Source organism: Sphingomonas sp., assembly GCF_019749955.1.
Taxonomy (GTDB): domain Bacteria; phylum Pseudomonadota; class Alphaproteobacteria; order Sphingomonadales; family Sphingomonadaceae; genus Sphingomonas.
This window is the reverse complement of sequence record NZ_JAIEPC010000020.1, coordinates 55,840-68,806: the sequence shown is the minus strand read 5'-3', so window position 1 is coordinate 68,806 and position 12,967 is coordinate 55,840. Positions and strand designations below refer to the sequence as shown.

Genomic DNA, 12,967 nt, shown 5'->3' with positions numbered 1-12,967 from the left:
AACTTGCCTTTGCGGCGCCCCGCCAGTAACAGCCCGCGCTTCAAAGCTCAAAGGACGCGTGTACCGTCGATGGCCCGTATCGTGATGAAGTTCGGCGGCACGTCGATGGCCGGGATCGAGCGGATCAGGGCCGTCGCCGCGCGCGTGAAGCGTGAAGTCGATGCCGGACACCAGGTCGCGGTCGTCGTCTCTGCGATGGCAGGCGAGACCGACCGGCTGGTCAATTTCTGCCGCGAAGCCTCCTCGCTCTATGACCCCCGCGAATATGACGTGGTCGTCGCCTCGGGCGAGCAAGTGACCAGCGGGCTGCTCGCGATTGCGCTGCAAGCGATCGGCGTGCCCGCGCGCAGCTGGCTCGGCTGGCAATTGCCGATTGAAACGAGCGCCGCCCACGCCAGCGCGCGGATCGAGACGATTGCGATGGATGCCGCCCTCGCGACCGGCGAAGTCGCCGTCATCCCTGGCTTTCAGGGCGTGAGCGAGGGCCGGGTCTCGACGCTCGGGCGCGGTGGCTCGGACACGTCGGCGGTCGCGGTGGCGGCGGCGATGAAGGCCGAACGCTGCGACATCTATACCGATGTCGACGGCGTCTATACCACCGACCCGCGCATCGTCCCGCGCGCGCGCAAGCTGAAGCGCGTGACCTATGAAGAAATGCTCGAACTGGCGAGCGTCGGCGCCAAGGTGCTGCAGACGCGATCGGTCGGGCTCGCGATGAAGGAAGGCGTGCGCATCCGCGTGCTCTCCTCCTTCGTCGATGGCGACGACGACACCGGCACGCTGATCGTGAGCGAAGAGGAATTGGGCGACATGGAACGGCAACTCATCACCGGCATCGCGCACGACAAGAACGAAGCGAAGATCACGCTGACCGACGTGCCCGATCGCCCCGGCGCGGTCGGATCGATCTTTACCCCGCTCGCGGAAGCGGGGATCAACGTCGACATGATCGTCCAGAACATCGCGCATTCACGCGGATCGACCGACGTTACCTTCACCGTCCCCGCCGCCGATCTCGCGCGCTCGCTCGATGTGCTGACCAAGGCGCAGGACGCGATTGGCTATACCGGGCTGGTGCATGATCCGCGGGTCGCGAAGATCACCGTCGTCGGCGTCGGCATGCGCAGCCACGCAGGCGTTGCCGCGACGATGTTCAAGACCTTGGGCGCGCGCGGCATCAATATCCAGGCGATCACGACCAGCGAAATCAAGGTCAGCGTGCTGATCGACGAGGACGAAACCGAACTCGCCGTGCGCGTGCTGCACACGGCGTACGGGCTGGATGCGGAGGAAGCGGCTTGAGCCAGTTCGTCGATCGCCTCAACCGCCGCATGCAACGCGGCTGCGATTTCCTTGGCAGCGAGGTCGCGATCATTTGCGGCGCGATGTCGTGGGTGTCGGAGCGCAACCTCGTCTCGGCGATTTCCAACGCGGGCGGGTTCGGGCTGATCGCGTGCGGGGCGATGTCGCCCGAGTTGCTCGATACCGAGATTGCCGCGACCAAGGCGCTGACGTCGAAGCCGTTCGGCGTGAACCTGATCACGATGCACCCGCAGCTGACCGATCTGATCGCGGTGTGTGCCAAGCATAAAGTCACGCATATCGTGCTCGCGGGCGGGCTGCCGCCAGCGGGGTCGATCGATGCGATCAAGGCAGCGGGCGCTAAGGTGATCTGCTTTGCCCCTGCGCTGGTGATGGCCAAGAAGCTGATCCGCTCGGGCGTCGATGCGCTCGTCGTTGAGGGGATGGAAGCGGGCGGCCATATTGGCCCGGTGTCGACCAGCGTGCTCGCGCAGGAAATCCTGCCCGAAGTCGCGGCGCAAATCCCCGTGTTCGTTGCCGGTGGCATCGGACGCGGCGAGGCGATTGCCGCCTATCTCGACATGGGCGCGGCGGGGGTGCAACTCGGCACGCGCTTCGCTTGTGCGACCGAAAGCATTGCGCATCCCAATTTCAAAAAGGCCTTCTTCCGTGCCTCGGCGCGCGACGCAATTGCGAGCGTCCAGATCGACCCGCGCCTGCCGGTAATCCCCGTGCGCGCGCTCAAGAACGCAGGCGGCGAGCGCTTCCTCGCCAAGCAGCGCGAAGTCGCCGCCGCGATCGATGCGGGCGACGTCGATATGGGCGCGGCGCAGCTCCAGATCGAACATTTTTGGGCAGGCGCCTTGCGCCGCGCAGTGATCGACGGCGATGTCGAGCAGGGATCGCTGATGGCGGGGCAATCGGTCGGCATGGTCACGAAGGAAGAACCCGTCGCCGAGATCATCGCGACGTTGATGGCTGAGGCAGCGGCGGCGCTCGAAAAACGCGCGAACTGACCGCACGAAATCGAGTTAAAACAGGACGCTGTCTTTGCTATAGTGTCGGCCATGACGGCGCTAGCGATCGACCGCACTGCTTATGTGTCGATTACGAATCGACAACGGGCGTTCACCTTTACCGGGGTCGCGCTGCTTTATGTGCTGGCGCTGCTGCTGATCCTGATTTGGCCGGATAGCCCCCCCGGCTCGATCGCCCGTGACGAACGCGAGGTCGTCAGCTTCATCCCGCTGCCTCAACCACCCGAGCCCGTTGTGTCGCGCCCGAAACTGCCGAGTGCCGACGTGCCAAGGGCTGCTGCGGGCATGCCGAAAACGGCAGTGGTCCGGCCCGACACGCCCGCGCCCGCGCCGCAGATCGCACCGCCGTCGCAGGCGAGCTTCGATGTCACGCCGGTCCCTGCTGCGCCGGTCGCGCCAACGCAAGCGGGCGGCCCCGCCGTGCGCGACGGCAGCGGCGCCGGCGTCGATGGCGCGCGCAGCGGCGGTGGAATCGGGGGCGCCGGCGGTGGTCTTGGCGCCGGCAACGGGGGAGGGGGCGGCGCGACGGCGACCCGGGCAGCCTGGGCAAGGCAGCCGAGCTGGGAAGAAATCTATGAGTTCCACCCACAACGGGCCAAGTCCGCCAAGATTTCCGGCTCGGCTATGCTGGTCTGCCGGGCAACGCTCAAGCGGCGGCTGAAAGAATGCCGCGTGACCGGCGAGACTCCGGTCGGCTGGAGCTTCGGTCGCGCTGCGCTCGATCTGGCGCCGACGCTTCGGGTATTGCCCCGCCGGGAAAATGGCATCGAAATCGATCACGGGATGGTTTACTTCACGATTCGTTTCGACATGCCGATCGAGGCGCCGCGGTGAGCGCCGTCGCGCCCCGATTGGATCGAACCTTAGCTTCGGGAGGCGTGTCGAAGCGCTAAGCACGGTGCTAGGCCTTCCCAATGGATTCGATGTCGATCGCGCATGGCGGCTACGTGCCGATCACCAACCGCCGCCGTGCGGTGTCGATTGCGATTGTGGCGGCGCTTTATGCGCTGGCGCTCTTGGTTCTGCTCACGATCTGGGAAGTTGCCGCTCCCGCGCCGCCACCTGACCAGCCAGTCGTCGTCACGCTGCTGCCGCTCGACAAGCCGCCCGAACCCGAAGCGCCGCGCACCGTCGAGCGCCCGACCGAGCGTGCGCGCACCCAGGCGCCGCAACCGGCGGACGTGCGTCCGGTTGAACCCCCGCCGCCGGTTGCGTCGGCCAATCCCTTGCCCGCCGCGGCAGCGCCATCGCCACCCGCCGCCACCGGCCCAATCACGGCGGGGGAGGGCGACGCGGTCTATGACCTCGATTCGGGTGGCGGCGGGTCGCCCGGCGCGGTGCCGCCGCGCTGGGTGCACAAGGTGACCAACGATGAATTCTTCCCGCTGGTCGACGAAGAGCTGCTCCAGGCCTCGCTCGAAGTCGATTACCGGATGCAATGCACGATCGCGCTCAGCACACGCGTGACGTGCCGCGTGCTCAAGGAAACACCCTTCTACCCCGGCTTGCGTCGCGCGGTGCTGGCGGCGGTGCCGCTGCTGCGGATGGCGCCGGGCAAGCGCGACGGGCGACCGATCGACGGCCAACGGGTCGAGTTCTTGTGGCGGATCACGGTCGCGCGGGGCGATGTGCGGTTGCGCTGAGCACGGGTACTTCACTGGCAGGCAACGCCGTCATCGCGCCCTCGTAGCGACCCGCTGCGGTATCGGCCAAGCGGGGCTAGCGAAGGCACGAAAGCGAGCGATATCAGCACGCTGAATATGCTATAGGGCCGAAATGACTGCTGCCACAATGGACAGGTCTGGTTACCTGGCGATCACGCATCGTCGGCGCGCGGTGACGGTTGCGCTGGTCGGGTTTCTCTACATCATCGTGGCGCTGATACTGCTCGGTCAGCGCGCCATTGTGCCGGATCGCCTAGACCCAGTGGAACCAATCGTCGTCACACTGCTCCCCGTGCTGCCACCGCCCGAGCCGCCGGTGACCGAGCGCGTAAAACAGAGGCAGGTCCAAAGGTCCGCAAACGGCGCACAAAGCGTGCGACCAACGCGCGTCACGGTCGACGCACCACCGCGACTGACGGTGTCCAGTCCGGCATCGGCGCCAGCGCCTGCGACCGTCGCGCCCACGCCGCTGCCGCCGGTTCCCGATGTGACTGCGGTCCTCAGCGCCCCAGCCGTCGCGGTTGCGAATCCTGGCGGCGGCGACCGGGTCGACAACGGCGCCAGCGGCACCGGCGAGGGCAGCCGGGGCGTCGGCGGAAACAACGGTGGCGGCGGCGGCGGCGGCGCACCGAATCTGGAATCGCCGCACTGGCTGCACAAGGTATCGGACGACGAATTATTAACGCTGTTCAATGGTCGGTTGCCAGCGTCCAACATCGAAGTCGATTTTCGGATGCGGTGCACGATCGCGCTTAGCACGCGGATGACGTGCCGGGTGCTGAAGGAAACACCCTTTTACCCCGGCTTGCGTCGCGCGGTGCTGGCGGCGGTGCCGCTGCTGCGGATGGCGCCGGGCAAGCGCGACGGGCGACCGATCGACGGGCAGCGCGTCGAATTCCTGTGGCGGATCACGGTCGGGCGGGGCGATGTGACCCCGCGGTAAGTCGATGAATCCGCCTCGGGCAATGCTGTCATCGCCGCATCCTTTCTGTTAGTCCCAGCAATATGCCTGTGTCTGCCGCTGCTTCCGCTCGCGAAATCCTGGTGCGCCTGCACGATGTGATGGCCGCGCGCACGACCGCGCAGGCCAAGCTCAACCAGGTCGTGCAGATCATTGGCGATGCGACCGCGAGCGAGGTGTGTTCGATCTATCTGCTGCGCGAAGGCGTGCTTGAGCTGTTCGCGACGCAAGGCCTTGATCAGGCGGCGGTGCATGTCACCCGGCTCGCGATGGGCGAGGGCCTCGTCGGCACGATCGCCGAGGAGAGTGAGCCGCTCAACCTCGACGAAGCCGCGAGCCACCCCGATTTCGCCTATCGCCCCGAAACCGGCGAAGACAAGTTTCACAGCTTTGCCGGTGTGCCGATCATCCGCCGCGAGCGCGCGGTCGGCGTCCTCTGCGTCCAGCATGTCGAGCCGCGCCGCTATGCCGATGTCGAAATCGAAGCGCTTCAGACCGTCGCGATGGTGCTGGCCGAGCTGATTGCCAATGCCGATCTGATCGACGGCGCGACCTCGGCGTCGCGGCCCGCCCCGCAAGCGCCGATGCGGATCGAGGGGCTGAAGCTCGTCGATGGCATGGCGCGCGGGCTCGCCGTGTTCCACCAGCCGCGTATCACGATTGAGCATACCGTCGCCGAGGATACCGAGGCCGAGCGCCACCGCGTCTATGCCGCGTTCGACCGGATGCGCGAGCAGATCGAGCGCATGTCGGCGCAGGCCGAATTCGGCATGGGCGGCGAACATGAGGAAGTGCTCCAGACCTACAAGATGTTCGCCTATGACGAAGGCTGGAGCCGCCGGATCAACGAGGCGATCGACAGCGGGCTGACCGCCGAAGCGGCGATCGAGCGCGTCCAGCAACGCACGCGCACCCGGATGCGCCAGATCGATGATCCGCTGCTCGCCGAGCGGATGCACGATCTGGAGGATTTGGCGAACCGGCTGCTGCGGATCGTGTCGGGCCAGATGGGGACGGCCGCGCAAATGGGGTTGCGGCAGGATTCGATCCTGATCGCGCGCAATCTGGGCCCGGCCGAGCTGCTCGAATATGACCGGCGGCGGCTGAAGGGCGTAATCCTTGAGGAAGGATCGCTCACCGCGCACGTGACGATCGTCGCGCGGGCGATGGGCGTGCCCGTGTTGGGGCGCGTGCGCGACGTCCGGCGGCTGGTGAGCGAAGGCGATCTGCTGTTGCTCGATGTGACCGCAGGCACCGTGTTCGCGCGGCCCACGCCCGCGATCGAGGAAAGCTTCGAGGCCAAGCTGTCGCTGAGCCAGAAGCGGCGCGCGTCGTTCGCGGCATTACGCGAGCTGCCGCCGACGACGCTCGACGGCAAGCGGATCACGCTGATGGTCAATGCCGGTCTGCGCGACGATGTCGCCGCACTCGACCTGACGGGGGCCGACGGGATCGGGCTGTTTCGCACCGAATTCCAGTTCCTTGTGTCAGCGACGCTTCCGCAGCGCGAACGCCAGCAGCGGCTCTACCGCGATGTGCTCGATGCAGCAGGCCAGCGGCCGGTGATCTTCCGCACGGTCGACATCGGCGGCGACAAGGTGCTGCCCTATCTGCGCGATGACAGCGGCTCGGAGGAAAATCCGGCGATGGGCTGGCGGGCGCTGCGGCTCGCGCTCGAACGCGGCGGGCTGATGAAGGCACAGGCGCGCGCGCTGATCGAGGCGGCGGCGGGGCGCACGCTCAATGTGATGTTCCCGATGGTCTCTGAACCGTGGGAATATGAGGAAGCGCGCGCGTTGTTCGAAGCGCAGCACGCGTGGCTCGCGCAGCGCGGACGCAAGCTGCCGTCCGATATCCGCTATGGCGCGATGCTCGAAGTGCCCGCGCTCGCCGAAATGCTCGATGTGTTGCTGCCCCGGCTCGATTTCCTGTCGGTCGGCACCAATGACCTGACGCAATTCCTGTTCGCTGCCGACCGCGCCAATCCCAAGCTGGCCGAGCGTTACGACTGGCTGAGCCCGTCGATCCTGCGTTTCCTGTCGCGCATCGTCGGTCCGGCGCGCGCGCATGGCGTCGATCTGGCGGTGTGCGGCGAAATGGGCGGAAGGGCGCTGGAAGCGATGGCGCTGATTGGCATCGGTATCGATCGGCTGTCGATTACGCCTGCGGCGGTCGGGCCAATCAAGGCAATGATCCGCTCGCTCGATCATGCCAAGCTGACGCACGACGTCCCCGCGATGCTGGCGACGCCGCCGCGCGACTTGCGCGCGACGCTCGCGGCATGGGCCGCCGACCATCAGGTCGAGTTGAATTGATCGCTTGTCAAATCGGCGCTGGGCGCGTTGACAGCGCGGAAATGCTTTGGGACAAGCCGCGCGGCGGCACGGGGAACCACGAATGACTGACCATAATGCGTCCGGCGGCGACCCAGCCGAGGAGGCAACGCTCTTTCCAAAGACGGCCGGTGAGCGGTTGCGCGATGCGCGCAAAGCGCAGGGCATGTCGCTCGCGGAGATTGCCGAGCGGACCCGTGTGCCGATCCGCCATCTCGAAGGCATTGAGAATTCCGATTTCTCGGCGCTGCCGTCGCCGACCTATGCGGTTGGCTTTGCCAAGGCTTATGCCCGCGTCGTCGGGCTCGACGAAGCATTGATTGGTCGCGAAGTGCGTGGCCAGCGCACGGCGACCGCGCCCATGACTCAATATCAGCCCTATGAAGCGCCCGACCCGAAGCGCTTGCCGCCGCGCGGGCTGGCGATCGGGGCGGCGCTGGTGGCGCTGCTTGCTGTCGTGGTTTTCGGCCTGGTATATGGCAGCACGCTGTTTCAGGGCGGCAGCAGTCCGCTGACCCCCATCGCCGCCGATCCCGAACCGACGGCCGCCGCGCCAACGCCCGTCGCCGCCGCGCCTGCGGCACCCGCCAATGGCCAGGTCGTGCTGAGCGCCAATGACGTGGTCTGGCTGCGCATCTACACGCCTGACAAGACGCTTTATGAAGCCGAGATGAAGCCCGGCGACCGCTATGAAATTCCCGCCGATGCGGTGAAGCCGATGATCAACGTCGGTCGCCCTGACAAGCTGTCGGTGACGGTCAACGGTTCGGCGGTCGCCCCGCTCGGCACGGGTGAGCGCGCGATCAAGGATGTCGAGGTGAGCGCCGCCGCCCTGCTCGCGCGCGGCACGACGCCTGCGCTCGAAGCAACACCGGCGCCAGCGGGCTCGTCGACGCGCGCGGTGCCCGAACGGCGCGTCTCGCGCACCAGCGATCGGCGCTCCACGACCCGGCGGTCAGCGACTGGTTCGGACAACGCGGCCGATGAGACGCGGCGTGCCAATGCCGCCGCCGCCGCTGCCTTGCCGGGCGCCACGCCGACGCCCACGCCATAGGGCTGGCAAGGCGGCAATGCTGTCCGCTATACCGGTGATAGCGAGCCGATGGGGAAGATGATGCGCAAGACTATTCTGACACTGATCCTGCTGGCGGCGACGATCTGCACGGCGAGCGGCGCGCAGGCGCAATCCGGCGTCGAAGGCCGCGTCGACCGGCTTGAGCGCGAAATGCGGGCCGTGCAGCGCAAGGTTTTTCCTGGCGGCAATGGGCAATATTTTCCGCCCGACATCACCCCCGCCGACCAGCCGGTGCAATCGCCCGGCGTCCCGGCATCGAGCGCGGTGAGCGATCTCGCCGCGCGGGTGAGCGCGCTCGAATCGCAACAGACGTCGCATACGGGGCAGATCGAACAGATCCAGCACAAGCTGCAACTGCTCGAAGACGCGTTCACTGCGTACAAGCGGACCACTGACGCGCGGCTGAAGGCGCTTGAGGATGGCGCGGCATCGACCAGCGCGCCGACCGGTGCCGCAGTCGTCAACGAGCCTTCGCGGCCGACAACGCCCGTCGCGAAACCCGCGACGGCGCCTGCCAAGCCGGCACCCCCGGCGCTCGACCCGGCGCGCGCATCGCGGATTGCGGCAATCGAAAAGCCTGCGACCGCCGATCCGGCCGACGATCTCTACGTCTACGGCTATCGGCTGTGGCAGGCCAAGCTCTACCCCGAAGCCGAGACCCCGCTGAAGCAGGTCGTCGCCAAATATCCGACGCACCGCCGCGCGAGCTGGGCGCAGAATTTGCTCGGGCGGACCTATCTCGACGAAGGCAAGCCGAGTCTCGCGAGCCACGCTTTCTACGACAATTACAAGAACTTCCACGACGGTGAGCGTGCACCCGACAGCTTGTTTTATCTTGCCTCAGCGCTGAAGCAGCTTGGCAAGCCTTCGGCGGATGTCTGCAAAGTCTATGACGAATTGCTCGACGTTTATGGCGCGAAGATCAGCGCGACGATGAAGGCCGATGTCGCGCGCAATCGCACGGCCGAGAAGTGCAAGTAACATGACCCTGCCGACGGGAGCGCCGGTGGCGCGCTTCCGCCGGGATGTCGAAGCGCTGGCCGGGCCGCTCGGCGAGCGAAGGCTGGCGCTTGCGGTGTCGGGCGGGCCTGACAGCATGGCGATGCTCGCGCTCGCGGTCACGGCGTTTCCGGGGCAAGTCGCGGCGGCAACGGTCGACCACCGCCTGCGCGCAGCAAGCGCCGATGAAGCGGCGATGGTCGCGGCGTGGTGTGCAGGGCAGGGGGTGCCGCACACGACCTTGGCGGTCGATCAACCCCGCGACCCGCGCGACAATCTTCACGATTGGGCGCGGCATCAGCGCTATCGGCTGCTTGAGCATTGGGCGATTGATGTGGGTGCGCATTTGCTCGCGACCGCGCATCATGCCGATGATCAGGCTGAGACATTTTTGATGCGGGCGGCGCGCGGGTCGGGTGTGGCGGGGCTAGCCGGCATTCGGACGCGCCAAGTGGTTGAGGTGTCGAGGGTCGTCAGCGAGCTGCCGTTGACGATGGATGTCTGGTCGCTGGACTTGATCCGCCCGCTACTCGGCTGGCGGCGGCACGAGTTGGCATCGGTCGTGGTCGAGGGCGGGATTCCGTTCGTCAACGATCCCAGCAACGCCGATGGCCGGTTCGATCGCACGCAGTTTCGCGGGATGCTCGCGGTCACGCCGCTGCTCGATCCTGCACAGATTGCCCGATCGGCCGAGCATGTCGCCGAAGCCGAGGCGGCGCTGCGCGCGGTGGAGCGCTGGCTCTGGTCGACGCGCAAGGTCGTGCCGGTCGGCGTTGACGATCCTGACTTTCAGATTTGGCTCGACGTTGCGGACGTGCCGCGTGAGCTCAAGCGACGGCTGGCGCGCGCGGCGATTGGCGAGGTACGGCTGGTGAACGGCATCACGCGCCCCGCCTTTACCGATGCAACCAACATCGAGCCGCTGCTCGACGCGCTGGCGGCTGAGAAATCCGCCACCCAGGCCGGGATTCTGGTCGCGCCACACGGCACCGTCTGGCGCTTCACCGCAGCCCCGCCGCGCCGATCACCCGGCCAATGACGCGGCCAATGCACGGGTGGTCTTAATCCCGTAACTTGTTCCATTGCCATTAACCGCCGCGTGCTTATCTTGAGGGTTGTGAAAGGTGCCCGATAGATGAACGACAACGACAAGCAGCCCGACAACGGCAACCCTTGGATGAAGAGCGTGATGGTGTGGGTTGCGATCCTGGTCGCGATTGCGCTGTTCGTGACGCTGATCGAGGGCGGTCAGCAGACCGCCGCGCCAAATGGGGCGCTGTCCTATTCGACTTTCCTCCAGAAAGTGCAGGAAGGCTCAGTCCGCGACGTCAATATCGCGGGCAATGTCGTGACGGGCACGCTGACCAGCGGCGACAAGTTCCGCACCTATACCCCTGCCGATCCCGAGCTGACCGATCGCCTGCTCAAAAAGGGCGTCGCGATCAATGCGCGGCCTGAGGATGGCCCGAATATCTGGCAAGTGCTGCTCGTCCAGTCGCTGCCGTTCCTGCTGTTCCTCGGCATTGCCTTTTTCGTGCTGCGCCAGATGCAGAAGAATTCGGGTTCGGGCGCGATGGGCTTTGGCAAGTCGCGCGCGCGGCTGCTGACGCAGAAGGAAGGCAAGGTCACCTTCGACGATGTCGCCGGCATCGACGAAGCGCGCGAGGAATTGCAGGAAATCGTCGAATTTTTGAAGGATCCGAGCAAATTTGCGCGGCTCGGCGGCAAAATCCCCAAGGGCGCGCTGCTGATCGGCTCGCCGGGTACCGGCAAGACTTTGCTCGCCCGCGCGATTGCGGGGGAGGCGGGCGTGCCGTTCTTCACCATTTCGGGGTCGGACTTTGTCGAAATGTTCGTCGGCGTCGGCGCGAGCCGCGTGCGCGACATGTTCGAACAAGCCAAAAAGTCGGCGCCGTGCATCGTGTTCATCGACGAAATCGACGCGGTTGGTCGCCATCGTGGCGGCGGCCTGGGCAATTCGAACGACGAACGCGAACAGACGCTCAACCAGTTGCTGGTCGAAATGGACGGGTTTGAGGCGAACGAAGGCATCATCATCATCGCCGCGACCAACCGCCCTGATGTGCTCGATCCCGCGCTGCTGCGGCCGGGCCGGTTCGATCGCCAGGTCGTTGTGCCGCATCCCGATATCGAGGGGCGAATCAAGATCCTGCAAGTCCATATGAAGAAGGTGCCGCTCGCGCCGGACGTCGACTCGCGGGTGATTGCCCGGGGGACGCCGGGCTTTTCGGGCGCCGATCTCGCCAATCTCGTCAACGAAGCGGCGCTGCTCGCGGCGCGGCGTGGCAAGCGGCTGGTCGCGATGGCCGAGTTCGAGGAAGCCAAGGACAAGGTCATGATGGGCGCCGAGCGCCGGTCGATGGTGATGACCGAAGAAGAGAAGAAGAGCACCGCCTATCACGAAGCCGGCCATGCGATTGTGGCGATGCATGTCGAAGGCAATAATCCGCTGCACAAGGTGACGATCATCCCGCGCGGTCGTGCGCTCGGCGTGACCTGGACGCTACCCGAGCGCGATACGCTCAGCCGCAACCAGAAGCAGATGAAGGCGTCGCTCGCCCTGGCGTTCGGCGGCCGCATCGCCGAGCAGCTGATTTATGGCGAGGACGAGCTCAACACCGGCGCGTCGAGCGATCTGCAACAGGCCACCCGCACCGCGCGCGCGATGGTGATGGAATATGGCATGTCGAAGACGCTCGGCTGGCTGCATTACCGCGAGGATGAGCCCAGCTATATGGGCAGCCGCGCGCATATCTCCGAGGAAACCTCGCGCCAGATTGATGCCGAAGTGCGGATGCTGGTTGAAGAGGCCGAGGCGGTTGCGCGCAAGGTGCTGACCGATAACCTCGATCAGCTCCACCGGCTGACGCAGGCATTGCTCACCTACGAAACGCTGTCGGGTGAGGAAGCCAAGCGGATTATTGAGGGCGAGGATATCGGTCGGCCAGATCCGGGGTCGGGGCTGTCGACGCCGCTGCCGACCGGCGGCAGCTCGGTGCCGAAGACGCGCCGCCCGGGGAATCCGTTCGGCAACCCAAGCCCCGCTGGCGCCTGAACGATCACACAAGGGGCGCCGCGTCTTCCCGACGCGGCGCCCTTTTTTGTGCGCGTCATGCGAGCGCCGTCTTCTCATCTGCCGTTCAGCTAGGTTATGGCACCGCTCGTGTCACTGATTCGAGCGGGAGACGAAACGATGCGGAAGATGAAGATCGGACTGGCGATGCTGGCCGCGCTGGCACCGGTGGCGGCGCAGGCGATGACCGTTTCCGAATTTCTTGCCAAGGCCGATGCGCTGAAGGCCAAGGGCGTGCTGGCGCTGGCGTCTTCCGACATTGGGCTGTTGCAACAGGAAATCGCGAGCGCGTCCGATGCCTATCGTGCGGGGCTCGCGGCGCAGGTCGCCGCAGGCAAGAAGCCGTCGAGCTGCCCGCCGCCCAAGGGCACGGCGAAGATCACCAGCGACGACATCATTGCCAATTTCAAGTCGCTACCGGCTGCGCGGCAAAAGGCGAACGTCAAGTACGCGTTCGCCGCGTTCATGACCAAGCGCTACCCTTGCAAGGCCTGATTGCGCG

General features: G+C 66.1%; 11 protein-coding genes. All 11 read left to right on the top strand.

Annotated elements, in window-relative coordinates:
- Nucleotides 1–69 precede the first annotated feature (69 nt).
- A complete protein-coding gene (locus K2W81_RS06900) occupies nucleotides 70–1,302 on the top strand; it encodes an aspartate kinase (RefSeq protein WP_294102538.1) in 1,233 nt (410 codons plus the stop codon).
- A 29-nt stretch (nucleotides 1,303–1,331) separates the two neighbouring features.
- Nucleotides 1,332–2,318 carry a nitronate monooxygenase gene (locus K2W81_RS06895; protein WP_294102537.1) on the top strand — a complete coding sequence of 329 codons (987 nt, stop codon included), beginning with the start codon at nucleotides 1,332–1,334 and terminating at the stop codon, nucleotides 2,316–2,318.
- 51 nt (nucleotides 2,319–2,369) lie between these two features.
- A complete protein-coding gene (locus tag K2W81_RS06890; RefSeq protein ID WP_294102530.1) occupies nucleotides 2,370–3,173 on the top strand; it encodes a hypothetical protein in 804 nt (267 codons plus the stop codon).
- Nucleotides 3,174–3,253: 80 nt separating this feature from the next.
- The gene (locus K2W81_RS06885; protein ID WP_294102529.1) at nucleotides 3,254–3,982 is read left to right on the top strand and encodes a hypothetical protein; all 729 of its coding nucleotides are present in this window, start codon (nucleotides 3,254–3,256) and stop codon (nucleotides 3,980–3,982) included.
- A 148-nt stretch (nucleotides 3,983–4,130) separates the two neighbouring features.
- Nucleotides 4,131–4,946, top strand: coding sequence for a hypothetical protein (locus K2W81_RS06880; RefSeq protein WP_294102527.1), 816 nt, complete (start codon nucleotides 4,131–4,133; stop codon nucleotides 4,944–4,946).
- Between the two features lie 62 nt (nucleotides 4,947–5,008).
- On the top strand, nucleotides 5,009–7,279 hold the full coding sequence (gene ptsP, locus K2W81_RS06875; protein ID WP_294102525.1) for a phosphoenolpyruvate--protein phosphotransferase: 2,271 nt from the start codon (nucleotides 5,009–5,011) through the stop codon (nucleotides 7,277–7,279).
- Between the two features lie 82 nt (nucleotides 7,280–7,361).
- Entirely contained in the window at nucleotides 7,362–8,351 is a 990-nt protein-coding gene (locus tag K2W81_RS06870) for a helix-turn-helix domain-containing protein (RefSeq protein ID WP_294102523.1), read from the top strand.
- Between the two features lie 60 nt (nucleotides 8,352–8,411).
- Entirely contained in the window at nucleotides 8,412–9,353 is a 942-nt protein-coding gene (locus K2W81_RS06865) for a hypothetical protein (RefSeq protein WP_294102521.1), read from the top strand.
- 1 nt (nucleotide 9,354) lies between these two features.
- Nucleotides 9,355–10,410, top strand: a complete 1,056-nt coding sequence (gene tilS / locus K2W81_RS06860) for a tRNA lysidine(34) synthetase TilS (RefSeq protein WP_294102519.1) — start codon at nucleotides 9,355–9,357, stop codon at nucleotides 10,408–10,410.
- A 96-nt stretch (nucleotides 10,411–10,506) separates the two neighbouring features.
- The gene (gene ftsH / locus K2W81_RS06855) at nucleotides 10,507–12,447 is read left to right on the top strand and encodes an ATP-dependent zinc metalloprotease FtsH (RefSeq protein ID WP_294102517.1); all 1,941 of its coding nucleotides are present in this window, start codon (nucleotides 10,507–10,509) and stop codon (nucleotides 12,445–12,447) included.
- 138 nt (nucleotides 12,448–12,585) lie between these two features.
- Nucleotides 12,586–12,960 carry a hypothetical protein gene (locus K2W81_RS06850; protein ID WP_294102515.1) on the top strand — a complete coding sequence of 125 codons (375 nt, stop codon included), beginning with the start codon at nucleotides 12,586–12,588 and terminating at the stop codon, nucleotides 12,958–12,960.
- Nucleotides 12,961–12,967 lie beyond the last annotated feature (7 nt).